The following is a 24,901-nucleotide window of genomic DNA, read 5'->3' as shown; positions in this document are numbered from 1 at the left end:
CTGATAATTTTAAATTTTATCAGAAAAAGAGGTGATTTCTGAAAATCACTACCTAATTTCAGAATTTGTTAGGAAGATGTGGATATCGGATATTTTTTATTAAATCTTGAAAATTAATTCAAAAAGAGAAATCGTAAATTTTTTTTTGCGTCTTTATTTTTTCACGTGACAGTTTTTTTTGAATGTATCCTAAATTTTAAAAAATTGAGTTGAGTTGCCAGACTTTTGTAAATTTCTATAATTTCCGTCAATTAACTATTTTTCCAATTTATTTTTAAAAATGAAAATTTCAGAAAATATTTAAAAGTCTATAAATTAGAGAAGTCTAATTTTAATTTTATAATTTTTTATAGAGAATGGAGTAGGGGAGTTTTATTTTTTCTTGCCTCAATTTTTTTAGCAAAGCTTAAATGTCAAAAATAAAACCCGGAAAAATCTCCGGGTTTTTGTTTTTTATGTCAAAATAGATGAAAATTGGCCTTCAGAAATGGCTCAAAAATCGATTTTCTATCTTTTTTCGATAATGTATATCAAACTTGAAAATTCGTTCGAAAAAAGCGCCTTTATGTTAGAAATCGTTCCGTAGATGACTGCTTTTAGCCAAAAAAGAGGGGATTTCTTGTATTTTTCGCTCAACATAGAGATGTAAAAGGAGTCCAACACCAAAGGTTTAATTTTTCTCATTTTCCAATCGGGTTTCTTTGAAATTAAATTTTCCATACCATTTTTGGAGAAATGATAAATATGTCGCGGTACATCGTACGCTGCCCAATATTCTTTGTAATGTTTGGCATCATAAGAAGTAGGGTTGGGAACAGCAATTATTAAAAGTCCTTTGTCTTTTAATTTCCCGTGAAATATTTTCAGCATTTCATCCTGATTCTCTACATGTTCAAAAACATGCCATAAAGTGATGGCATCTAAGCTTTGATCAGGAATGGTCTGGATATTATCAATAACTGTTGCTTTAGCTATTTTGTTGAGAGCAGCTTTTCTAGCATCAGCGTCAGGTTCGAAACCAAAAGTTTCAAAATCTTCTTCTATATACTTTACAAATTCTCCGGCTCCGCAACCATAATCCAAAACTTTTGCTCCTTTTTTTATTCTGTCGGCAAGAATATTTTTCTTGTATTGCAGATTAAAGGACTGCAGAAATTTGTATAGTTTTTCTTTAAAGCTTCCTGAATCCTGGTGGTGGGAAATATAATCTTCGCTTTCATAATATTTGGAAATATTGGATGGAATAGGAGTGGTCTTGAAAACTCCTTTTGTTTCTGTTTCTTTTATTTCAAATATTTCCTGTGAAAGAAAATGATCCTTTATTCTCATTGAATTGATATCTTGATATTTTAAAATTAAGGTATTTAGAGATCCGATTTAACGCATATAAATACCTTAATTTTTGCTTTTAATTTACAAATGTTTCACGTGAAACATTTTTGATTTAACGTCCTAAATAGACTAGTAAAACGTTTATATCGGCCGGAGAAACACCACTGATTCTTCCTGCCTGTGCAATGGTCTTAGGTCTTACATTAGACATTTTCTGTTTTGCTTCTGAAGAAAGGCTTGAAAGGCTTTTATAATCAAAATCTTCCGGAATTTTTATATTTTCCAGACGGTTAAGCTTAGCTACATTCTCCTTTTCTTTTTCAATATACCCTTTGTATTTGATATTAATCTCTGCCTGCTCTCTGATTTCATCGTCGTATTGAGAAGAAAACTCCTTAATGGTATCGATGGCATCAAGCTTATCCAGTGTAATATTAGGTCTGGTAAGGAATTGTGCAGCTCTGTAAGCCTGATCTACGGGGTTACTGTCGATAGTTTCCAGAATTGGATTGATAACACCTGGCTTTAAAGAAGTTTCTCTTAAAAATGACTCAAGTTCCTGACTCTTAGTTACTTTCGTTTCAACTTTTCTTAATCTGTCTTCTTTTGCAAGGCCTAGATGGTACGCTTTTTCAGTTAATCTGATATCAGCATTATCCTGTCTTAGTAAAAGTCTGTATTCTGCACGGGAAGTGAACATTCTATAGGGCTCTTCAGTTCCTTTTGTAATCAAGTCATCGATCAGTACGCCGATGTAGGCTTCATCTCTGTTCAGGATAAAATCTTCCTTATCGTGTACTTTATTATGAGCATTGATTCCGGCAATTAATCCCTGGCCTGCAGCTTCTTCATATCCTGTAGTTCCATTGATCTGTCCGGCAAAATATAAATTGTCGATCAGTTTGGTTTCTAAAGTATGTTTTAGCTGAGTAGGAGGGAAGTAGTCATACTCAATAGCATACCCCGGACGGAAAACTTTTACATTTTCAAAACCTGGGATATGTTTCATGGCTTTGATCTGTACATCCTCAGGAAGAGAAGAGCTAAATCCGTTTACATAGATCTCTACAGTTCTCCATCCTTCCGGTTCTACGAAAAGCTGATGTCTTGTTCTTTCTGCAAAACGGTTGATTTTATCTTCGATACTTGGACAGTATCTTGGGCCTAAACTTTGAATCGTACCATTAAACATTGGGCTTCTATCGAAACCTTCACGAAGAATATCATGTACGGTTTCATTCGTATAAACGATATGACAGCTTAACTGTTTTGTTAATTTAGGAGTATCCGTATAACTGAACTTCTGAGGATTTTCATCTCCTTTCTGTTCTTCCATTTTAGAATAATCAAGACTTCTTCCGTCTACCCGGGGAGGAGTTCCTGTTTTCATTCTTCCGGCTTCGAAACCTAAACTTACCAATTGTTCGGTAATTCCGAATGCTCTTGGTTCGCCCATTCTTCCTCCGCCTAATTGTTTATCTCCAACGTGAATCAATCCGTTTAGAAATGTTCCATTGGTGAGAACAACTGATTTACTTTTTATCTCAATTCCTAAAGAAGTAATAACTCCGGTCACCTTATTATTTTCTACAATAAGCTGTTTCACCATGTCCTGAAAAAAATCAAGATTAGGTGTATTTTCTAATGCCAATCTCCACTCTTCTGCAAAAAGCATTCTGTCATTTTGAGTTCTTGGAGACCACATCGCGGGGCCCTTTGAAAGGTTCAGCATTTTGAACTGGATGGCAGATTTATCTGCTATAATTCCGGAGTATCCTCCCATAGCATCAATCTCTCTTACGATCTGTCCTTTTGCGATTCCTCCCATTGCCGGGTTGCAGCTCATCTGTCCGATGGTCTGCATATTCATGGTAACAAGTAGGGTCTTTGAACCCAGGTTCGCGGCAGCTGCAGCAGCTTCACAACCTGCGTGTCCGGCACCTACTACGATTACGTCATATGTATCTGAAATCATTTTTATATTGCTTATTTAAAGCCTTTAATTTTAATATTTTCCATGAATGTTTCACGTGAAACATTTTTAGAGAATGCACTACAGGTGAGTTGTAATTCTATCTAGCTTTAAGCACTTTATGAATTGCTTCTTAAGTGATTCTTCAATTTATTCAGGATTTAAATCTCTGAATTTAGCCAGATAAATATCTTCCATTCTGCGCATCTCTTTCTCCTCTTCTTCTGTCTTATCCTTATATCCTGCGAGGTGAAGAATGCCATGGGCCAGGACCCTTTTTAATTCTTCTTCGTAATCTCTGGATAGAGTAGAAGCGTTGTCTGAAATTCGCTGCAAAGATACGAAAATCTCTCCGCTTATTGTTTTGCCTTTTACATAATCGAAAGTGATGATATCGGTATAATAATCATGCTGCAGATAATCCTGATTGATCTTAAGCAGATATTCGTCATCGCAGAAAATATAATTGATTTCGCCTGTTTTTTTTCCTTCTGAAAGAATGATATCTTCCAGCCATTTTTGATAATCTGTACTGACAGATTTCTGTAAGTTTTCGTAAAAAAATTGTATCATTGTATTAAAACCAGTGTCCTAAAATAACACTGAATATGCCTTTTTGATTGTTTTTAAGTGAATGGCTGAAGTTGACTTTAATCTGCCCGAAAGGAGATTTGTATCCAGCCGTAAGTCCCACTGAGCTATAATTTACTTTAACAGCATCTTCAAATTTGATGTCATCCGAAAGATTGGCAAAGCTGAAGTTTCCACTGATAAAATAGCTTTTATTAAATTTAAACTGAAGATCGTTGGAGATCAATATAACGTTATTAGTGTTCAACTGAGCAAAATAAAAGCCTCCAAAACTCTTGAAGTTAATAAGGTTCTGTTCAAAGATTCCACCCAATCTATACTGGTAAAACTCCGGAAGATTGTCTCCGATCGTAATTCCTCCATAAAGATTCAGACGATAGGTGAATTGCTTTGAAAGCGGAACATTAAGTCGGATATCCGCTTTAACCTGGATGATCCTTTTATCAACTTCAGATTTCAGAAGATCGATAACTTTACCTTCAGCATTGATATAAATCCCTCTGGAAGGGAAGTCTTTGTCGTCCTGGGTATCACTTTTTAAGAATACATACGGGTTTAAGAAACGCATATATCTCTCATGTACACCGTTTATTTCAGCGCCAAAGTAATCGTGGCTTATTCCACCTCCAATGGCGAATTTATCTCTCCATACGGACTGTATATAGGCTTCATTTCTGAACCATTCCCACTTGTCTACGATATTATTGTCTACATTTTTAAGATCGAAGCTCATTCCTGAAGAATAGATACCGAAACCTGGAATATATCCATTATCAATAAAATAGTTCAGATAATATCTTGGTTTATCTCCGACAACTACATCCAGTGAAAGATTTGAATTCTTAAATAAAAGACGTTTTCCCGAATAATTTAAAAGAAGTCCCGTTTTGAAAACTTCATCATAATGCAGTCCGACTTTTAAAAAGTGACGGGCATCGTCTTCCGTAACGTAGAGTTTCAGATAATTCGCATCATTTTCCGGAATGATATCATAATTGATAAAGCGGTAGTTATTGGTGGCTACAAGCTTATCAATTTTCTTATTGATACTGCCATAAGTCTGCAAAGAGGGGAGACGCAGTCCCATTTTCCCCAAAACGTAGTTTTTACCGTAAATACGGCCTCCATCCAAAGAAATACTGTCTATCTTGTATACATTGGAATATATAGGATTTACGCGCTCCCTAAGGCGGTCAAACGAACGTTTTGGCAGCTGATCCAATACGGCGGTATATTTCATGCCTTCTGCGTAGCCGCTGTCGAGAATTTTCTTTTTATCGTCGTAGCTGGTTGCCGTCATTCCTTTCAGATTCGGCTTGATATTAATATCTGTGTATTTGTACTGTTTTCTGGTATCTCTTTTAATTCCGAAATCAATAACCTGATTAAGGATGGATATAATATTGCTTAAATCCTCTCTCGTCGATAAATCCTGATTAAGGTCCACACCGATCACGATATCGATTCCTTTGTCCTTTAACGGCTTTGAAGGATAATTGACGGTCATCGCCCCGTCAATATAAATACTGTCCCCGATTTTTACCGGATCCATAAGAGAAGGGAAGGCCGAGCTGGCCATAATAGACTGTACCAGATCTCCTTTTTCGAAAATCTGCATATTGCCACTTTCAAGATTGGTAGCGACGCACATAAAAGGAATAGGAAGTTTGGAGAAATCGTCAATATTGGAAACGTTTTTGAAAAGTTCTTTGAGAAGATAAACATTTCTCTGTCCTGAACTGATAGAGGAGGGAAGTGATATTTTCCCGTTTTTTAAAGGAATGGATAAAAGATATTTATCGACAGACTTATTAAAGAAAGAAGATTCCTGTCTGGATTTCGGATCCATGATGAGTGAATAGAAATCGGTATCCATCACGATCTTTTCTATTTCTTTCCCGGAATATCCCGAAGCGTAGAGACCACCTACAATGGCACCCATACTGGTTCCGGAAATATAATCTACTTTTACTCCCAATGAGTCTAACACTTTCAGTACTCCTACATGTGAAAAACCTTTGGCACCGCCACCGGCAAGGGAAAGTCCTATTCTGGGATTTTTGGGTATGACCAGATCCTTTTTCACTTGTGAATGGATCATCAGGAGTTGGAATACGAAGAGAAGGATCAGGAGTTTTCTCATAACTAGTCTTTTATATATATCCGTTTCACCCGGGGTGAAATGGATGTTAGCACTTCATAAGTGATTGTTTTGCAGTAGCCTGCGAATTCTTTTAAACTTGGTTTTGCATTAAAAACGGTGACCGTATCACCTTCTTTAACATTGGGGATCTGGTCTACGTTGATCATCATCATATCCATACAGATATTGCCGACAATCGGGGCCAGAATCTTATTAACACCTACATTACCTACCTGGTTTCCGATCAGTCTCGGAATTCCGTCTGCATAGCCTACAGGAATCGTAGCGATCTTTGCGGCATGATCAGGTTTGTATTTTCTGCTGTAACCTACAGATTCTCCGGTATCTACTGTTGATATCTGCGAAATTACAGTTTTAAAGCTTACCACAGACTGAAGTTGTTTCTGTATTTCACTACATGGTGATTCACCGATCATTCCTATTCCGATTCTTACCATGTCATACTGCTGTTCTGTATAACTTGTTATTCCTGAGGAATTTAAGATATGACGGATAGGAGCGTAGCCCAGTTTTTCAATCAGATAACTGGAATTTTTTTCGAAAACTTCAAACTGTCTGAGTGTAAATTCTTTTTCCTCAGGCATGTCAGATGAAGACAAATGACTGAATAGGCTCTGCACTTTTACATTTTTGCTGCTTAAAGTTTCGCTGAGCTGGTCCAATTCAAAATCTTTAAAACCAAGACGGTGCATACCGGTTTCCAGTTTAATGTGAATTGGATATTTTTTATCATAACCGGACTTCTGAACCGCTTCATAGAATAATTCCAAAACTCTGAAACTGTAAATTTCAGGTTCTAAATTATATTCAATAATCGCTTCATAGCTGTGCTGCTCAGGATTCATAACCACGATAGGAGTGGTGATTCCTTTTTTACGCAGTTCTACACCTTCATCAGCATAGGCAACACCCAGATAATCAATATGATGATGCTGTAGAAATTCGGAAATTTCATAACTGCCCAATCCGTAAGCATTTGCTTTTACCATAGCCATCATTTTGGTTTCTGGCTTCAGGAGGGACTTATGATAATTAATATTATGAAGAATTGCATTCAGATTGATCTCCAGAACGGTGTCATGCTTTCTGAGTTCAAGAATATCTTTAAGCTTCTCGATTTCAAATTTTCTGGCTCCTTTCAGAAGAATAATTTGGTTTTCAATGTCTGTAAGACGTTTACTGTCAATTAATTCTTTTGTATTGACGAAAGTAGAAGTTTTAGCTTTAAATAATTCACTGAAACTTGATATTTCATCCCCGATTAAGAATACAGAATCGAAATTCTGATCATTCACCAGTTCGGAAACTTCTTCATAAAGTTCCTGTGAATTGGAATTAACCCCTACAATGTCAGTTAAAACCAGCGATTTTTTAGATTTCTTATATTCATTCAGAAACTGAAGCGCGGTTTTCAAAGAATCCAGATCCAGATTAAAAGAATCGTTGATGACGATATTATTTTTAATGCCTTCAATGGCTTCCAGACGCATTTCCACAGCCTTTAAAGAATTGATTTTTTCGATGATCTTTTGATTATCGATATTCAGTTCTTTTAAAACGGTGATCAAAGCCAGAGCATTCGTCAACGTAGCTTCATCTCTCTGATGAACAGGGAAGGAGATTTCTTCATCAAAATAAACAACCGTAATTTTTTCATCCTTGGAAATACCTTCTTTGATGAAAACCTGGTTGTTCTTTTTAAATCCGTAAGAAATTAATTTTTTAGTGGAATATAATTCCTTTATTTTCTGGTCAACCAATACATTGTCGCCATTGTAAATAATGACTTCAGAACCTTTAAAAAGCATGATCTTTTCATCGATCAGCTCTTCTTCAGATTGAAAATTGGCTGCGTGGGCATTTCCGATATGCGTAAGCAGTCCGATCTGCGGATGGAATATATGTTCCAGTTTTTCCATCTCACGCGGCTTTGAAATTCCTACTTCAAAAATTCCAAGTTCATAGGAACTGTTGATTTGAAGCAGGGAAAGCGGAAGACCGATCTGAGAATTAAAACTTTTCGGACTTTTTACGGTTGGAAACTCATTCCAGAGGCATTGGTAAAGCCATTCTTTTAAAATAGTTTTCCCGTTGCTTCCTGTAATTCCGATAGATTTAAGGTGAGAGTTTTCGAAATGGTACTTAGCCAGTTGCTGAAGAAAATCCACCGAATTTTCAACAATGATCCATGTAATATGGTCAAACTGCGGATACTGATGCTCAGAAATGATCACAGCAATACCGCGATCTATGGCAGATTCAATGAATTTTTCACCGGAATTCTTGTGCGTATTGATCGCTACAAATGCCGTATTTTTCGTTGAATAAATAATTCTGCTGTCAAACGCTATATTTCTGATCACTAAATCCTGATCTCCAATGATCTGTGCATTGGTGATGTCTGCAATTTGTTTTACTGTATAGTTCATTGGTACCCCTTCTGCTTTATTTTGATCTCACTGATGGTAAATTTGGGGGAAGCTGAAACTTTGCCCATTTACCTTTACAAGTTAATTTATTTTTTCTGGACCACTGCAAAGGCGCAAAATAATTAATACAGATACTTTTGTACATGCAGAAATAACTTTGCGCCTTCGAGATCATCCATCCGCTGTGCGGTATTATTTTTTCTTTCTTAAAAGCATTTCGTCAATAAAAACGCGTCGGCTTACTGCTTCATAGCTTTCCGTTTCGCCAAGCTCCACCAGATCATTTCCCTGGGAAATTCTCATAGAGTAGTTGGCCAGATTCCCTGTTCTCTTGCAAATAGCATGCACTTTTGTGACGTATTCTGCAGTCGCCATTAAATTAGGCATCGGTCCGAACGGGCGGCCCAGGAAATCCATATCAAGTCCTGCCACAACCACTCTTACGCCGCTGTTGGCAAGCTGATTGGCAATATCTACAATGCTTTCATCAAAAAACTGTGCTTCATCTATTCCCACCACATCGCAGTTTGAGGCCAGCAGAAGAATTTCATTGGGATTATCTACTGCTGTACTGCGGATTTTATTCTGATTGTGAGAAACAACGTCCTCTTCAGAATATCGTGTATCCAGTCTCGGTTTAAAAATTTCCACGTTCTGACCCGCCATTTCTGCTCTTCGCAATCTTCGGATCAGCTCCTCGGTTTTTCCCGAAAACATAGAGCCACAAATAACTTCCATCCAACCACTTTGTTTGGAATGATTAATTGTATTTTCTAAAAACATTTGTTAAATTAGCCGTATATTTTTAAGATCAAAAGTAAGCAATTTTAATAAGATTCTTATTATGCAGAACATCCAAGATTTAAAGGAAAAAATTTTTTTTGAATCCAAAAATATCATCGATATTTTGGAGAAAATAAACAACGTAGATGAATTACTTTCCAAGCAGGATCTTGTAGATGAGCTTGCGAACAGGATCTCTTTTTTAAGGTTGCTGGAGAAAAATATCGAGTACTTTATTACCGATCATTCTCAGCAGAATACAGAGAGCCAGTACATTTCATCCCTTTCTGATGACGGACATGAGTCTAATCATGAAGTGACGGAAGAGGAGGCGATCTTCAATAATGAGTTCAATGAAATCGATGAAAACGAAGGTGAAAATTATTCAGCTGCATTAGTAGATGAAGAGGAAAAATTTAATCATCAGCTCGATGAGATCGTAGAAAATGAATTCCATGAGAATATCGTCAGTTTTGCAGAGGAAAACTACGGACAAACTCCTGCTGACGAGGCTCAGATAAAAGTTTCTCAGCATGATCTTACGGAAGAAGAAGCCGTTTTTAATAATCAGCTGAACGAAATTGATGAAAATGAATCTTTCAATCCCAATGAAAAAGTCTTAAGCTTTGTGGATGAAGAAAGAATCCTTGCCGATGCGAAACCTGATAATGATGAAGATCTCAATGAAGATTTATTCATCACCGAAACCACAGAAGAGGAGGCGGTTTTCAATCATCAGCTAAATGAACTGGACGAAGATGAAGACAACGTTTCACATGAAACAAATGCTTCAAACGACCCTGAAACAGAAGAACCGGAGCTGCATACTCCTGAAAAAACCAAAGAACAGACTGAAAGAATTCCAAGTATTTTCGACACTGAAATGCTGGAAGACGAAATCCTGATCGAGGAAAACGAAGAACAGTTCATTGCATCCAATGTAACCATCGAGCAGGGAGAAATGCTTACGGAAACGTCTAATGTGGAAGGTATTTTAAGCGAAATAAAAAATGATTTTCCTTTGGAAGAAAAGGAAGAAACCATCCTGGCGGAAGTCTATGACAGAAGAAAAATTGTCGATATAGATAAACCGTTCCCGGAAACAGAAAACCAAAAACTCGCCTCTGATGAGAGCTTCGAAGATCTCGATGCCTATCAGCAGGAGAAAAAAATAAAACTGGCCAATATCAAAGGACTGAAAGCTATACAAACCCTTTTTGACGACGATCATCTGGAAAGGGAAGTGCCACAAGAAAAACCGGCGCCTGAAGTAAAAGAAGAGCAGGGAAGCATTCTGAAAACCAACATTCCTACCCAATTTATGGAGGCTGATAAGGTAAAACCTGAATTCAGACTGGACCTGAATGACAGAATTGCCTTTTCAAAAACGCTGTTCGGCGGAAGCCAGACGGATCTGAACGAAACGGTAGCCCGGTTAAACAGTTTCAGAAACCTGGAAGAAGCAAAAGAATATCTCAGCGACCTTTATTACGACAGAAAGTGGAGTAAAGTAGATGAATATGCCCAGAGACTCTGGATATTGGTAGAAAATAAATTCTTATAATTTTGAGCGGAATCCTATATTTTGTTCCCACACCCGTCGGGAACCTTGAAGATATGACCTTCAGAGCTGTAAAAGTCCTCAAGGAAGTTGACTATATTTTATGTGAAGACACAAGGACATCAGGAATACTTTTAAAGCATTACGAGATTTCGAAACCTTTAAAATCCTATCACCTTCACAACGAGCATCAGGCGACTGAAAAAGTGGTTGCCGATCTTAAAAGCGGTCAGAATATCGCGATCATTACCGATGCCGGAACACCCGGAATATCGGACCCTGGCTATTTATTGGCAAAAGCAGGAGCAGACAACAATATCGAAATGATTTGTCTTCCCGGAGCAACAGCTCTGATTCCGGCACTTGTGGTGTCCGGACTTCCAAATAACGAATTTCTGTTTGCAGGATTTCTGCCTCAGAAAAAAGGAAGACAAACGAAGCTGAAGCAGCTGGCAGAAGAGAAAAAGACAATTGTTTTATACGAAAGCCCGCATAAGATCAATACCACTCTGGAGCAGATCAAAGAATTCTTCGGTGAAGAAACAAAAGCCAGTCTGAGCAGGGAAATTTCCAAAAAATTTGAAGAAACCAAACGTGGAACAATCAATGAATTAATTGAATTTTCCAAAAGCAAAACTTTAAAGGGAGAGATCGTTCTTATTGTCAACAATTCTATTTAAATTCATTGAAAAACTTAGTTTTCGCACTGTGTTCGTCAGTGTGTATGGCCCAGACCAATCAGTATACCAAGATCCTTTTGTCCAAAAAGATAGGGATGGAGGTTCATTCCTACTCAGAAGGCTACGGAACGGTTTATGATTCGAAAAATAAAAAAGAAAGTATTGTAGATTCATTGGGAAATATTACGTTTGAATCTGCTCACAGTATTTCGCATATATTTAAAAACCGGTTCATTCTTACCTCAGGAGAATCCGGTTATAAAACCAAATCTGCCATCATTGATGAAAAAGGAAACGAATTGCTTCCTTTAGACGATCAGAGCTTCAACACACCATGGCTGAGTAAAAAGCGTATCATCTCTTCAAAAGAGGGAAAAGAAGCAGTTTATGACTATCAGGGAAAAGAAATTATTCCTTATTCTGAGAGAATCCTGTTTGTGGCGGAAGACCGTTTTTTCGTGAAGAAAGATAAAGTATGGTTTTTATATGATCTGGAAGGAAAACAGGTCAGTCCCCGTGAATTTAAAGAGGATTATCACTTTGAAAATGGTAAAGCACTGATTATTAATGAAGATAATCAAAGCGAAATCATTGGAAAAAACGGGCAGACTCTTCATAAGTTCTCGACGCAGATTTACAGTTTAGCTTCTTATCCGTATCTGATCACAAAGAGCAGAACAACAGGGAAGTATGGTTTAGTAGATGCCGAAGAAAACATTCTTGCTGAAGAAATCTATGATGATGCTTCACCGGAATATTTTGGAGCGAAAGAGTATGTTTATCTCAGAAAAAAAGGAAAAGCAACCGTTTTCAATAAAAAAGACAGGAAGCTTTATCCAAACAATTTCAAGTATTTAACGCCACTGTTCAACGATTTGTTTAGTGTTTACAGTGATAAATCAAAGAAAACGGGAGTGGGGAACCTTAATGGAGAGATCGTCGTTCCTCAGGAATATGATTTCGTACAGAGCTTCAGCATTTCAGGAAAAGACTTTATTTACCTTAAAAAAGGTCAGGAAGAGCAGTTTCTGAATCAGGATCTGAAGAATATTCTGGATCAAAATACACAGGTCATCGCCTTCTATCCCGACCAGCTGATCATTAAAAAGCAAGACGGTTACTATCAATTTTCTGTCCTCAACAGGTCAACTTCTGTGCTTAAGGACATTGTTGCCATTAAAGAACAGGAGCCGGATTTTTTCAATATTTTTAATCTATATTCGAAACCGGTAGTTTGCAGGAACGCCAGTAATTTATACGGAATCATTGATGGAAAGGGGAAGGAGATCGTTCCTTTTATCTACGATGACATTATTGCATTTGAAAATTCTGAGAATGAAATTGTCGTGAAGAAGCAGGATAAATACGGAGTTGTGAACTTTCAGAACGAGCCACTGAAGGATATTATTTATGATAAATATTATTGGCAGAAGGAAGTTTTGAAGCTGGATAAAGACAAGAAAACGGATATTCTTTATTTTACAAGGTTCAAAAACAGCGGCAGCCGTCTTTAGAATATGATAAAAAACAGCGAAAAATTTTAAGTAATTTGATGATTTGGAATGCATTGAATAACAATTTATAATATCTTTGCGGACTGTTTAATTTGTATAAAATTAAATATACTATATTGCCGTTTTATCAAAAACGGAAGTATTTACTAAGAATATAATTATCAAGAGATATGATGAAACTATTAGAAGGAAAAGTAGCACTAATCACCGGAGCTACAAGAGGAATCGGAAAGAAAATTGCTGAAATGTATGCTGAACAGGGCGCACAGGTAGCATTTACCTATGCCGGCTCTGTAGATAAAGCTCAAGCATTGGAGGCAGCTTTAAGTTCTGTAACGAAGATCAAAGGATATCAGTCTGACGCATCAGATTATGATGCAGCTCAAAAGTTAATCGATGATGTAATGGAAGAGTTCGGAAAGATCGATATTCTGATCAACAATGCCGGAATCACAAGAGATAACCTGCTGTTGAGAATGTCTAAAGATGACTGGGATCAGGTAATGAGAATCAATTTGGATTCAGTATTTAACCTTACAAAAGCGGTAATCAAGCCGATGATGAAGGCTAAATCAGGATCTATTATCAATATGACTTCTGTAGTTGGGATCAGCGGAAATCCGGGACAGTCCAACTATGCAGCTTCTAAAGCCGGAGTAATAGGATTTACTAAATCTATTGCACTGGAATTAGGATCAAGAAGTATCAGATGTAACGCAGTGGCTCCAGGATTCACTGAAACAGAAATGACTGCAGATCTGGATGAGAAAACCCTTCAGGCATGGAGAGACAGAATTCCAATGAAGAGAGCAGGGCAAACAAAAGACGTTGCCAATGCCTGTATCTTCCTGGGAAGCGAAATGTCTTCTTATATCACAGGACAGACCCTGAACGTAGACGGCGGAATGCTGACTTAATCATAAAAAAATAACAGGCTGTACAAGTAATGTACAGCCTGTTTTATTATGTAATTGGATTAAAAATCTGCAGTATCTGCAAATCGGAGTGAGATTTTTTTAATCCTTAAAAACCTGGTTTTCCTGCTCCTGAACCCTTATAAAGGTTGTTCTCTTAGACAATTCTTTAAGTTGGGAAGCTCCCACGTAGGTACAGGTAGAACGTACACCACCCAAAATATCTTTTACAGTCTCCGAAACGGGACCCTTATAAACAGCCTTTACTGTTTTTCCTTCCGAAGCACGGTATTCTGCAACGCCTCCGGAATGTTTATCCATAGCCGTTTTGGAACTCATTCCATAAAACAGACGGTATTTTTTTCCGTTCTCTTCGATGATTTCACCACCACTTTCATCATGACCGGCAAACATGCCACCCAGCATCACGAAATCTGCGCCTCCACCAAAAGCTTTAGCCACATCTCCCGGAACCTTGCAGCCTCCGTCGGCAATAATATGTCCTCCAAGACCGTGAGCAGCATCAGAGCACTCAATAATGGCAGAAAGCTGAGGATAACCAACGCCGGTCTTTACTCTGGTTGTACACACCGAACCAGGCCCGATACCTACTTTGATGATATCTGCTCCTACAAGGAGAAGTTCCTCCACCATTTCCCCGGTCACTACATTTCCTGCGATGATGATCTTATCAGGAAAATTAGCCCTTGCCTTCTTCACAAATCCAACGAAATGCTCAGAATAACCATTGGCTACATCAATGCACAGAAACTCGATTTTTGGGTGCTTTTCAAGGATCAGTCTGAGTTTTTCCTCATCCGCTTTTCCGGTTCCGGTGCTTAAGGCAATATATTGATGAATGCTTTCCGGCTGGCTGTCCAGAAACTGGCTCCATTCTTCAGGAGTATAATGCTTATGAACGGCTGTAATAATCTTGTCTTTGGCCAGTTCTACCGCCATTTCAAAAGTTCCTACCGTATCCATATTGGCTGCGATAAGGGGGACACCTCTCCATTTCTTTTTAGTATGCTTGAATGTAAATTCTCTTTCAAGATTCACTTCTGAACGGGATTTTAATGTAGAACGTTTGGGACGGAACATTACATCCTTGAATCCAAGCTTTATATCATATTCTATTCTCATAATCTGGAAAAAATTAATAAGAATAAATGTAGGGAAAACTTTTAAGGGAAAATTGAAAAGAGGAGGTTTTATAGATTTTTTAACCTGGAAGAGAACTAAAAAGGCTTGAAGATGGAAGCACGAAGAGGGAAGTTCCCGAAGTCAATATAAAAGAGAAGTTTCCACAATCATCTGTGTAAATCTGTGCAATCCGTGGTTAAAAAAAGCTAAACCAACCAGATGAAATCGCAGAGATGAATAACAGGCAGGAACTATTGAGATCAGAAGATGCCCAAAAGAAAAAATTCCATACACCTTTCCGAAAAGATGCAGTAATTTAATCATCAATAGGAGCGGGTTTTAGACCGCTTACATAAGAATCCATATTCATCCGGCTTTAGCCAAACCTTGTATTTAAACAGAAATCTCACAAATCTTTTTCACAAATAACACAATCATCTGTGAAAACCCATACAGACTTTGGGTAAAAAATAAAATAAAAAAGGGCGGAAAATCATCTTTTCACGCCCCATAAGTTTATAGTTCCCCGATGCATAAAACCGAGCTTTTCATATAGTTTTTTCGCGCCTGTATTGCTTTCCGCGACATGAAGAAAAGGTGTTTTCCCGTCTTCAAATATTTTCCCGGAAACAAAAGTCACCAATTGTTTAGCTAAACCTTTTCCCAGATAATCCGTATCTGTGATCACTGCGCTTACCTCCGTCATATCATTCATCTGCATTCTTTCACCTGTAACGGCAACGAGTTTATGATCCTTAAAAATGCCGAAATAACGACCGAGTTCAGGCGTCCTTGCTCTAAAATAATATGGATAGAACTTCATCACAAAAGCCAGAAGCTCTTCATGGTTTTCTTCTTTTAGCTCAATAATTTCTTCAGTCAGATCAAGCTGATTAGGATTTTCCAGAACATACTGATCACAGACAAGTCGTGACAGCTCTGTTTTAAAATTTCCAAGATCAGGTTTCGCTCCGAAAATCAGAAAATCATCACAGATTTTTGTATATTCTGTGATGTCTTTTTCTCTTGAAAGCTGTGCTGCACCGCCAAAGGAGGCTACTTCGGGATTATAAAATTTCGTGTCCCCAAAATTAAAGCAGAACTTTTCATGATATTCATTAAGTGAATGGTAAACAGGATTGTCTAGCTTTCCGTACATCAGTCAAAATTCATTACTTCCTCCAGCGTCTTCATGTATTCATAAGCTGTAAGATCGAACTTCACAGGAACGATTGAAATATATCCGTTTGCCAATGCCGTTTCATCAGCATCTTCAGACTCATCCATATTGTTGAAATAGCCGGTTAGCCAGTAATATTTCTTTCCGTGAGGATTCACCCTTTCGTCAAAGCTTTCTTCCCATTTAGCATTAGCCTGCTTACAAACTTTTACCCCTTTAATTTCTCCGGCGGTCAGTTTTGGAATATTCACGTTCAGAACAATTCCTTTAGGCATTGGGTTTTCCAGGGTTCTTTTTACGATATTCTGGATATATTCTTTGGCTTGTGTAAAATCGGCTTCCCAGCTGAAATCCATCAGTGAAAATCCAATGGCAGGAATTCCTTCCACACCCGCTTCTACAGCGGCAGACATCGTTCCGGAATAGATTACATTGATCGAAGAATTGGCTCCATGATTGATTCCTGAAACCACGATATCCGGTCTTCTTGTCAGAATTTTGTCAAGAGCCATTTTTACGCAGTCTACGGGTGTTCCACTGCATGAAAAATCAGTCTGCGGTCCGTCAAGCGTTACTTCTTCGAAGCTTAAAGTAGAATTGATTGTAATTGCGTGGCCTTTTCCACTTTGGGGAGAGTTGGGTGCTACCACAATAACGTCTCCGATTTCGTTCATAAATTGTATAAGGTTTCTGATACCAGGTGCGGTGATTCCATCATCATTAGTAACCAGAATAAGCGGTCTTTCCATAAAATCAGTTTAATTTAAGAAGGTATAAGGCATTAATTGCCAGTTTGAAAACTGCTCTTTTGTCATTTCAGACATCAGAAAAAAGTTCTCACTCTTCAAATTTAGCTAAAAACTTTTGAAGATAAATGCAATTCAAAAAATATAAGTTTGGGTTCAGGAGGTAGAATTAAACTATTAAAACGCTATGATTCGGGTGATTGTGTAGTTTCCAACGGAATTTGATAGGATATGAAAGCTTTAGTAGGAAAGGATCTTGAAAAGTGACTACAATTATTCTCAATATTGAACCTTTGAGCAAACAAAATAGAGCTTTTCAGCAAAGTATGATTATATTACATTACCGAAATTTGATTAAGCAAATTTTAGAACATGTACATATTGGACATAAAAAACAGTGAAACTTTAATCCAATGAAGAGATTTTTAAGAATACTTAGGCGTACACTAATCTTTCTTTTGTGCGTGATTGTTGTTTTGGGCATTGCAATCTATTTTTATATGAAGCAGCCACAATTCGGAGCTCTGCCGGAAGGAAAAAGGCTGGAAATGATAAAAAGATCTCCTCATTATAAAGAGGGTAAATTCAGAAACCTGGTAGAAAAACCCACCCTGTCGGAAGGGTATAGCTTTACCGGGGAAATCTGGAAAGCACTCACGAAAAAGTATCCCCGTACTGAACCCATCGACGTATTACCTTCTGTAAAAACAAATCTTAAAACAATTCCCGCAGACCGTAATGTCATCGTTTGGTTTGGACATTCATCTTTCTTTTTGCAGGTAGATGGCGTTAAAATTCTGGTGGATCCTGTCTTTAGCGGAAGAATGACACCACTTCCCGGAAAACCCGATGCGTATAGAGGAAGCGATATTTATTCCGTTAATGATATGCCTGAGATAGATTATATGTTGCTTTCTCACGACCATTATGACCATCTGGACTATGAAACGGCTAAAGCATTGCAGCCAAAAGTAAAGCATGTAATTTGTGGTTTAGGAGCTGGGGCACATTATGAAAGATGGGGCTACACAGCACAGCAGATTGTAGAAAAAGACTGGGGAGATCGTGTAGATGTGAAACCCGGATTTGCCATTTTTGCTGAGAATACCCATCACGATGGAGGCAGAGGATTTAAAAGTTCTCAGGCTTTGTGGCTTTCGTTTTTTATAGAATCACCTGCTATGAATATTTATTACAGTGGTGATGGCGGGTACAGCAGTCGTTTTAAAGATATTGCTAAAAAACATTCTCAGATCGATTGGGCCGTTATTGAATGTGGTCAGTATAATAAAGCCTGGCAGTCGGTTCATGAGCTGCCGCAGGAAGTAGCACAGGCAACTACGGAACTGAACGCAAAGAACATGATTCCGGTGCATCATTCGAAATTCACACTGGCAAAACATCCCTGGAATGAGCCATTGAATGAGATCACAAAATATTCTCAGAATAAAAATTACAGGCTGGCGACACCAATGATTGGTGAATTGGTAGACCTGAACGACAACAAACAGGTCTTTAAACAGTGGTGGAAAAATATCAGATAAAAACCATTTGATCTGAACAGAATAAATATCTTAAAAATTTATTTTAATATTCTGATTATTAATGGTTTAATTTAATGTAAGAGAATAGGTAAGAAATAGGCTATAATGCTTTTAGTAAAAAACATTTAAAACTATCCGATAATTGTAAATAAGGTATTAAATTTGATAGTTTGTAACAGCGAATTAATTGCTGCTACTAATTGTAGTATATATTTTTAAAAAAATCAATAAATAAAGACAGTTTATGTGGAAAAATTTCAAACTGAATAAATTTTTACTCCTAATTCCATTGACAAGTCTAATGTTTTGTTTCAACTCGCCAAAGAACGACGACGAAAAGATGCAGACGATCATGGTGAGCGTAAAGAATACACTTTCTTATTTACATTACAGCCCGAAACCCATCAATGATGCCTATTCCAAGGACGTTTATAAACATTATTTCGAACTGGTAGATCCTGCAAAAAGATATTTCCTGCAGTCGGACATGGATGAATTCAACAAGCATGAAACAAAGCTTGATGACTATATCAGCCAGGGAGATCTGACATTCTACAAACTTACGATCGACAGATTGTACCAGAGAGTAGACGAGATCGATAAGATTACTCAGGATATTTTCAGCAAACCAATTAATCTTCAGGAAGATGAATCACTGACGCTGGAGCCGAAGCTTAAAAAAGTACCTGTTAACAAACAGGAACAGTATAATGAGTGGAGAAAGTACATTAAATACAATATTCTTCAGGAAATTGAGTCTATGAACAGCAAAGAGGAAGCTCAGAAGGAGAAGAAAGATTCTGTTCAGAAATATAATTTAAAAGACACGATCAAATATCAGCCGTTAAATCAGGATCAGAAGATCAAAAAAGCAACGGATGAAGTGAAAGACCTTGTAAAAGATACATTTACAAGATTCAAAAAGAGAAAGAAAATGGATTGGTTTACCGTGTATATGAATGCATATACCGAGGTATTCGATCCGCACACTAACTATTATTCTCCAAAAGATAAGGAAGATTTTGATACGCAGTTCACCGGAAAAGTGATTGGTATCGGAGCGCTTATTCAGGAGAAAAAAGGAAATCTGTTCTTAGGAGCTTTAACGATTGGTGCGCCGGCATGGAAGTCTAAACAGCTTTCAGAAGGAGATAAGATCTTAAAAGTAAAATCCAAACCGAAAGAAGATGCGGTAAATGTAGTTGGAATGCTTTCTGATGAAGCAGTAAGACTGATCAGAGGGGAAAAAGGAACACCTGTAACACTGACGGTTCAGAAAAAAGACGGAACGATTAAAGATGTAACGATGATCCGTGAGGAAGTAGCTATTGAAGACACTTTTGCAAGAAGTATCGTGGTGAATTCTCCAAACGGAAAGAAATACGGATTTATCAACCTTCCAAGTTTTAATGCTGATTTTGAGGATGCTAAAGGAAGAAATGCTTCCGATGACATCAAAAATGAAATCATTAAGCTAAAAGAACAAAACATTGAAGGAATTGTTCTTGACCTTAGAAATAACGGAGGTGGATCATTAACTGAGGTAGGGGATATCATGGGACTTTTCATGGAAGCAGGACCTTACGTTCAGGTGAAAGACGGAAACGGAAAGATCCAGACTTTAAAAAATAAAAATGAAACTCCGATTTGGACCGGACCATTAGTGATCATGCAGAACGAGCTTTCAGCTTCAGCTTCAGAAATCCTTGCAGGTGTAATGCAGGATTACGGAAGAGCGATGATCATCGGTTCTCCGCAGTCTTTCGGAAAAGGAACCGTACAGACTTTCGTAGATCTGAACAGATTCTTAAATACCGAAGATGATTTCGGATCTTTAAAACTGACAATCCAGAAGTTCTACAGAATTACGGGAGAATCTACGCAGAGAAAAGGAATCGTTTCTGACATTCAGATGAAAGACTTCTTTACCTATGCAGAAGTAGGAGAGCGTTATGATGATTACGCTTTGGCTTGGGATAAGATTCCTGGAACGAAATTCCAGAAACTGAATTATTTCAACATTCAGGCTCTTGAAAAAGCGAGTGCAGACAGAATGGCTAAAAACAACAACTATCAGCTATTGCTTGAATCTGCTCAGTGGAGAGAAAAATTGGATAAAGAAGAGAACATCACTCTTAATATCAATAAGTTCAATGAACTGATGAAGCAGAGAAAAGCTCAGATCGAGAAATTCAAAGCTTTAAGCAAGTTTGAGAACGGTCTTAAGTTCATGATGTATCCGAACGAAATTGAAAGAGAGAAAAAAGACGAAGCTTTCAAGAAGAAATCTGAAATGTGGATCAAAAATCTTAAGAAAGATCCATATCTGCAGGAAGCAATGAATATCGTTTCCGATATGGGAACTAAATCATAAAACAACAAAAAGGGCGCTGATCGAAGATCAGCGCCCTTTTTGTTGTTTTAGAGAATTACTTAATTTCTACACATCCCACTCTTCCGCCAGCATTTCCTGTAGGCTGAGTATGGAAATCATCTGCGGCAGCATGCACGATAAGCCCTTTCCCGATGATGTTTTTAGATTCATCTGTACAACCCAGACACCATTTAGTCGTTTTGAAAGTCAGAACGGCTTTTCCGGTTTGGTCAGCGGTTAGATTTCCGATATCTCCCATGTGGAAATGTTCGGCGCCCCATTTTCCGTGATCGTCTTTAGCCGGGTTCCAGTGGCCTCCTGTAGAAGTTCCATCGGCTGCAGAACAGTCGCCTTTTTCATGGATATGTACTGCGTGGATACCGGGAGTAAGATTTGTTACTTCAAGCTTCATAACAACCTCGTCTCCTTTCTGGGTGAACTTTGCCGTTCCGCCAGTCTGTGTTCCGCTCTTAGCGTTAACGGCGTACGTTTTTGTTGTGCAGCATGAAGCCGCTAAAAATGCACCCCCCGCCAGTAATGCTATTGTTTGTACTTTCATTTTTAAATGATTTAAAGTGATTATACCGTTAAATTTATAAAACATTTTCCGAAAGACTTTATGATTTCAATCCTTTTTTCGAAAACAGCAATATATGACAAGTGAAATACAGCGTATCTTGATACCTTTACCGATGCACATTCATTAACCATGGAAGAACATAAAAAAAGAATCATAAAAGCCATCAGATACATTGATAATCACCTGGATGCAGACCTTTCTCTGGAAAATATTGCAGAAGTAGCGATGTATTCTCCCTTCCATTTTCACAGGATATTTAAGCTCATTACCGGTGAAACCCTCCAGAACTATATCATCAGGAAGAAAATTGAAAAAAGCGCGTTTTACCTGGCTGTAAAGAAAGAAATGGAGATCAAAGAAATTTATCTGGATCTTGGATTCTCCAATCATTCTGTTTTCAGCAAAACGTTTAAGAAATATTATGGAATAGCACCCTCAGTCTTCAGAAATTCTGCTCCGGAAACTTTTCACAGGATTTTACAAATAGAGAGCAAGAACGGACAACCCGATGCCGTTTTCAGCCAGTACATTTGCCATGTAGAAAATCTGTTAAACTGGACAAAAATGAATTTAAAAATTGAAGTAAAAGAACTGCCGGAAATGAATCTGGCTGCAGTAATGAGTTTGGGAATTGACAATGTGGAACCTTCCTATAATGTCCTTATTGAATGGGCAAAAAAGAAACAGTTGTTCCCCCGCGAAAATGTCAAAATGATCTCTGTTTATCATGACAGTTTCAAAGTGACTCCGCCGGATAAAGTCAGAATTCATGCATGTATGCTTCTGGATGAAAAGCTGGATGGACAAGATGGATTAGTTTTTTCAGAAACGATTGATGCCGGCAAATTTATCGTAGGAAGCGGGGAAGTGACCCTTCAGGACTTTGAACAATGCTGGGTATCCCTGTTTTTATGGATGAATGAACACCATTATTCCATGAGAAAAGCATTTCCGTTCGAGATCTATCATTCGAACTTTAAAGAACATCCGGAGGGCAAGATGATCGTGGATTTCTGTATCCCGATTCATTAATTTCCCATTCAGTAGTCAAAGTATGCCTTTCAGTTAAATTTATTTTAAAGGAAGGCATCTTCCGTATTATTTTTGATCCGAAAATAAAAACCATGAAAACACAGGGAACAAAACTTTTATTACTGATCGCCTTTCTGTCCTTTGTCGCAGGATATGCACAGGTCAGGATCTCAGGAAAAGTCACTTATAAAAATAAAGGAGTCAATGAGATCAATGTCACTTTAAAAGACACCTATGATGGTGCCACCACGGATGCACAAGGTAATTTCTCCTTTGAAACCTCAGAAAAAGGAAATCAGATCCTGACATTTACCCATCCGAAGTATCAGAATATAGAAAAAGCAATTGTCATTGAAAACCAGGATGTTTCTGTCAACGCAGAGCTTAAGGAGGAGATCAGCGAGATCGACGCGGTGGTGGTTTCTGCAGGTTCTATCGAGGCCAGTGATAAAAAGAGAGCAACGGCACTTTTGACACCTATTGACATTTATACTACAGCTGGTGCAGACGGGCAGATTTCTTCAGCTTTAAACTACCTTCCCGGCGTTCAGAAAGTGGGCGAGTCGGAAGGCCTTTTCATCAGAGGAGGAACGGGAACAGAATCCAAGATCTTTATGGATGGAAGTTTGATCAACAATTATTTCTCAAACTCAGTTCCGGGAATTGCAGGAAGAGACCGTTTTAATACTTCTCTGTTTAAAGGGAATATCTTTTCAAGCGGTGGTTATTCTGCCTTATACGGACAGGCACTTTCCGGTGCACTGATGCTGGAAAGTGTGGATCTTCCGGACCAGAGTTCGTTGGATTTTGGAATTTCACCCATATTTTTGAGTGCAGGATTTCAGAAATTGGGAGAAAATAAAACCCATTCTTTTGGAGCTACTTTAGGCTACTCACTCCTGAGCCTTATGCAGAACGTTTTTAATTTTAATACAGATTTTATTGATGCTCCGCAGGGGTTAAACGGTGATTTTAATTTCAGAATCAAAACAAAATCTGGTGGTTTTCTGAAGTATTACGGAATGTATGATTCCAATAAAATGGGAGTGAAAACAGAGAGTTTAGAACCGGGATATGATTCTGCCCTCGTAAGACTGAAAGGAAATAATACCTATCACAATCTTTCTTTTAAACAGAAATTCGGGAAATACCTCCTGAATGCTGCCACTTCTTACTCCTACAACAGATCTGATCTTAATTTTTCTACAGAAACCAATAATTTGGAATCAGATCCATCGAAGCTTTTAACCAATGGAAATTACCTTAATTTTAAAGCGGTTGTTGAAAGAAAAATCAATAAAATAAGTGCCATAAGAGCCGGTTTTGAATTAAATAATACGGATGAAAAACTCAATTTTGGGGAAGTGCAGAAACATTACACAGACTTGATCTCTGCGGTTTTCGCGGAAACGGATCTTGGTTTCAGCAATGCATTATCAGCGAAAATAGGAGTAAGGGCAGAAAACTCTTCCTTTTTAGGGAAAACCAATTTTGCACCCCGTTTTGCACTGGCTTACCGTCTGGCAAAAGACTGGACGACTTCCTTTGCCTACGGATTGTTTTATCAGAATCCTGAAAGCAGATACATCAACGGACCTGCAGATCTGGATTTTCAGAAATCACAGCATTATATTTTCCAGGTTCAGAGAGCGTCAGAGGGGAGAAGCCTGCGTTTTGAAGCGTTTTATAAGAAGTATGACCAATTGATCAAAACATTCAACATTACCCCAAACAATGAGCAGAATCAGCAGGTACAGACCGCTTTGAACAATAATGGAGATGGATACGCCAAAGGACTGGAGCTTTTCTGGAGAGATAAAAAGACTTTCAAGAACATCGATTACTGGTTAAGCTACTCTTTCCTTGATTCTCAAAGAGATTTCATCAATTATCCCATGAGTTTAAAACCAAATTTTGCCTCCGCACATACGCTTTCTGCTGTCGCCAAAAGGTTTATCCCAGAATGGAAATTGGGCGTGAATTTATCCTACACCTATGCAAAAGGACGGCCTTATTATGATATTGCAACGAAAACCGAGAACAGCAATGTGGTCAATTACATTAGAAACGAAGGAAAACTGAAAGACTACAACGCCTTGAATATCAGCTTCAATTATCTTCCGAATTTAGGGAAGAAAGACGCCAAAGCATTTACTGTATTTGTATTGAGTGTTTCGAATGTATTAGGATCTAAAAACGTCTATGGATATAATTTTTCCCTTGACGGATCCAGAAGCTCATCAGTAGTTCCACCAGTCAATACCTTTGTGTTTATAGGCGCTTTCATCAGTTTTGGAGTAGACAGAACCCAGGATGCCATTAACAATAATTTATAAATAACCGCGACAGATATCACAATCGT

General features: G+C 37.9%; 18 protein-coding genes. 8 read left to right on the top strand and 10 right to left on the bottom strand.

The window, feature by feature from the left end; translation table 11 throughout:
- Positions 1-507: 507 nt before the first annotated feature.
- The 6 genes from BM143_RS22150 to BM143_RS22125 all read right to left on the bottom strand — a co-directional run bounded on the left by BM143_RS22150 (position 508) and on the right by BM143_RS22125 (position 9,271).
- On the bottom strand, positions 508-1,329 hold the full coding sequence (locus tag BM143_RS22150) for a class I SAM-dependent methyltransferase (RefSeq protein WP_090027404.1): 822 nt from the start codon (positions 1,327-1,329) through the stop codon (positions 508-510).
- Positions 1,330-1,444: 115 nt separating this feature from the next.
- Entirely contained in the window at positions 1,445-3,307 is a 1,863-nt protein-coding gene (gene mnmG, locus BM143_RS22145) for a tRNA uridine-5-carboxymethylaminomethyl(34) synthesis enzyme MnmG (RefSeq protein WP_090027402.1), read from the bottom strand.
- Positions 3,308-3,454: 147 nt separating this feature from the next.
- Positions 3,455-3,877, bottom strand: a complete 423-nt coding sequence (ybeY, locus tag BM143_RS22140) for an rRNA maturation RNase YbeY (protein WP_090027400.1) — start codon at positions 3,875-3,877, stop codon at positions 3,455-3,457.
- Between the two features lie 4 nt (positions 3,878-3,881).
- On the bottom strand, positions 3,882-6,038 hold the full coding sequence (locus BM143_RS22135) for a patatin-like phospholipase family protein (RefSeq protein ID WP_090027399.1): 2,157 nt from the start codon (positions 6,036-6,038) through the stop codon (positions 3,882-3,884).
- A gap of 2 nt (positions 6,039-6,040) precedes the next feature.
- Positions 6,041-8,488, bottom strand: a complete 2,448-nt coding sequence (locus BM143_RS22130) for a bifunctional UDP-N-acetylmuramoyl-tripeptide:D-alanyl-D-alanine ligase/alanine racemase (RefSeq protein ID WP_090027385.1) — start codon at positions 8,486-8,488, stop codon at positions 6,041-6,043.
- A 192-nt stretch (positions 8,489-8,680) separates the two neighbouring features.
- Positions 8,681-9,271 (bottom strand): thymidine kinase, encoded by a 591-nt coding sequence (locus BM143_RS22125; protein ID WP_090027383.1) that lies wholly within the window; start codon positions 9,269-9,271, stop codon positions 8,681-8,683.
- Positions 9,272-9,332: 61 nt separating this feature from the next.
- Between BM143_RS22125 and BM143_RS22120 the strand changes: the two genes are divergently transcribed.
- The 4 genes from BM143_RS22120 (at position 9,333) to fabG (ending at position 13,943) form a co-directional block, all read left to right on the top strand.
- The gene (locus tag BM143_RS22120; RefSeq protein ID WP_090027381.1) at positions 9,333-10,835 is read left to right on the top strand and encodes a hypothetical protein; all 1,503 of its coding nucleotides are present in this window, start codon (positions 9,333-9,335) and stop codon (positions 10,833-10,835) included.
- Between the two features lie 2 nt (positions 10,836-10,837).
- On the top strand, positions 10,838-11,512 hold the full coding sequence (rsmI, locus tag BM143_RS22115; RefSeq protein WP_034724446.1) for a 16S rRNA (cytidine(1402)-2'-O)-methyltransferase: 675 nt from the start codon (positions 10,838-10,840) through the stop codon (positions 11,510-11,512).
- Positions 11,513-11,517: 5 nt separating this feature from the next.
- On the top strand, positions 11,518-13,026 hold the full coding sequence (locus BM143_RS22110) for a WG repeat-containing protein (protein WP_139222094.1): 1,509 nt from the start codon (positions 11,518-11,520) through the stop codon (positions 13,024-13,026).
- A 173-nt stretch (positions 13,027-13,199) separates the two neighbouring features.
- Positions 13,200-13,943, top strand: a complete 744-nt coding sequence (gene fabG / locus BM143_RS22105) for a 3-oxoacyl-[acyl-carrier-protein] reductase (protein WP_034724743.1) — start codon at positions 13,200-13,202, stop codon at positions 13,941-13,943.
- Between the two features lie 99 nt (positions 13,944-14,042).
- Here the strand turns inward: fabG and BM143_RS22100 are convergent, their stop codons facing one another.
- From BM143_RS22100 to surE, 3 genes are all read right to left on the bottom strand, one after another.
- Complete coding sequence (locus BM143_RS22100; RefSeq protein WP_090027378.1) at positions 14,043-15,083, bottom strand: GMP reductase; 1,041 nt, start codon at positions 15,081-15,083, stop codon at positions 14,043-14,045.
- A gap of 493 nt (positions 15,084-15,576) precedes the next feature.
- The gene (locus tag BM143_RS22090; protein WP_090027374.1) at positions 15,577-16,242 is read right to left on the bottom strand and encodes a GNAT family N-acetyltransferase; all 666 of its coding nucleotides are present in this window, start codon (positions 16,240-16,242) and stop codon (positions 15,577-15,579) included.
- Positions 16,242-17,012: a 5'/3'-nucleotidase SurE gene (gene surE / locus BM143_RS22085; RefSeq protein ID WP_034724441.1), complete on the bottom strand. Its 771-nt coding sequence runs from the start codon at positions 17,010-17,012 to the stop codon at positions 16,242-16,244. The genes BM143_RS22090 and surE overlap by 1 nt, the downstream gene beginning before the upstream one ends.
- Positions 17,013-17,509: 497 nt before the next feature.
- Between surE and BM143_RS22080 the strand changes: the two genes are divergently transcribed.
- Positions 17,510-18,553 carry an MBL fold metallo-hydrolase gene (locus BM143_RS22080; protein ID WP_228430936.1) on the top strand — a complete coding sequence of 348 codons (1,044 nt, stop codon included), beginning with the start codon at positions 17,510-17,512 and terminating at the stop codon, positions 18,551-18,553.
- Positions 18,554-18,797: 244 nt separating this feature from the next.
- Positions 18,798-20,927 (top strand): carboxy terminal-processing peptidase, encoded by a 2,130-nt coding sequence (locus tag BM143_RS22075; protein WP_090027371.1) that lies wholly within the window; start codon positions 18,798-18,800, stop codon positions 20,925-20,927.
- Positions 20,928-20,982: 55 nt separating this feature from the next.
- On the opposite strand, the gene BM143_RS22070 is transcribed toward BM143_RS22075, so the two are convergent.
- The gene (locus tag BM143_RS22070) at positions 20,983-21,486 is read right to left on the bottom strand and encodes a superoxide dismutase family protein (RefSeq protein ID WP_090027557.1); all 504 of its coding nucleotides are present in this window, start codon (positions 21,484-21,486) and stop codon (positions 20,983-20,985) included.
- A gap of 150 nt (positions 21,487-21,636) precedes the next feature.
- On the opposite strand from BM143_RS22070, the gene BM143_RS22065 reads away from it, so the two are divergent.
- Positions 21,637-22,539, top strand: a complete 903-nt coding sequence (locus BM143_RS22065) for an AraC family transcriptional regulator (protein WP_090027370.1) — start codon at positions 21,637-21,639, stop codon at positions 22,537-22,539.
- 92 nt (positions 22,540-22,631) lie between these two features.
- Complete coding sequence (locus BM143_RS22060; RefSeq protein ID WP_090027369.1) at positions 22,632-24,875, top strand: TonB-dependent receptor; 2,244 nt, start codon at positions 22,632-22,634, stop codon at positions 24,873-24,875.
- Positions 24,876-24,901: the final 26 nt, after the last annotated feature.

Origin of the sequence: Chryseobacterium oleae, assembly GCF_900115055.1 — a bacterium.
In the GTDB taxonomy this organism is placed as follows: Bacteria; Bacteroidota; Bacteroidia; order Flavobacteriales; family Weeksellaceae; genus Chryseobacterium; species Chryseobacterium oleae.
The sequence above is the reverse complement of the archived record's forward strand: the minus strand, read 5'-3'. Positions and strand labels throughout refer to the sequence as shown.

Bases quoted from the DNA above. Each gene is read 5' to 3' on its own strand.
- BM143_RS22125 (WP_090027383.1), bottom strand. From the start codon at position 9,271: ATGTTTTTAGAAAATACAATTAATCATTCCAAACAAAGTGGTTGGATG.
- BM143_RS22100 (WP_090027378.1), bottom strand. From the start codon at position 15,083: ATGAGAATAGAATATGATATAAAGCTTGGATTCAAGGATGTAATGTTC.
- BM143_RS22070 (WP_090027557.1), bottom strand. From the start codon at position 21,486: ATGAAAGTACAAACAATAGCATTACTGGCGGGGGGTGCATTTTTAGCG.
- BM143_RS22065 (WP_090027370.1), top strand. From the start codon at position 21,637: ATGGAAGAACATAAAAAAAGAATCATAAAAGCCATCAGATACATTGAT.
- BM143_RS22120 (WP_090027381.1), top strand. From the start codon at position 9,333: ATGCAGAACATCCAAGATTTAAAGGAAAAAATTTTTTTTGAATCCAAA.
- BM143_RS22130 (WP_090027385.1), bottom strand. From the start codon at position 8,488: ATGAACTATACAGTAAAACAAATTGCAGACATCACCAATGCACAGATC.
- ybeY (WP_090027400.1), bottom strand. From the start codon at position 3,877: ATGATACAATTTTTTTACGAAAACTTACAGAAATCTGTCAGTACAGAT.
- surE (WP_034724441.1), bottom strand. From the start codon at position 17,012: ATGGAAAGACCGCTTATTCTGGTTACTAATGATGATGGAATCACCGCA.
- BM143_RS22150 (WP_090027404.1), bottom strand. From the start codon at position 1,329: ATGAGAATAAAGGATCATTTTCTTTCACAGGAAATATTTGAAATAAAA.
- BM143_RS22135 (WP_090027399.1), bottom strand. From the start codon at position 6,038: ATGAGAAAACTCCTGATCCTTCTCTTCGTATTCCAACTCCTGATGATC.
- fabG (WP_034724743.1), top strand. From the start codon at position 13,200: ATGAAACTATTAGAAGGAAAAGTAGCACTAATCACCGGAGCTACAAGA.
- BM143_RS22060 (WP_090027369.1), top strand. From the start codon at position 22,632: ATGAAAACACAGGGAACAAAACTTTTATTACTGATCGCCTTTCTGTCC.
- BM143_RS22080 (WP_228430936.1), top strand. From the start codon at position 17,510: ATGAAGCAGCCACAATTCGGAGCTCTGCCGGAAGGAAAAAGGCTGGAA.
- BM143_RS22075 (WP_090027371.1), top strand. From the start codon at position 18,798: ATGTGGAAAAATTTCAAACTGAATAAATTTTTACTCCTAATTCCATTG.
- BM143_RS22090 (WP_090027374.1), bottom strand. From the start codon at position 16,242: ATGTACGGAAAGCTAGACAATCCTGTTTACCATTCACTTAATGAATAT.
- mnmG (WP_090027402.1), bottom strand. From the start codon at position 3,307: ATGATTTCAGATACATATGACGTAATCGTAGTAGGTGCCGGACACGCA.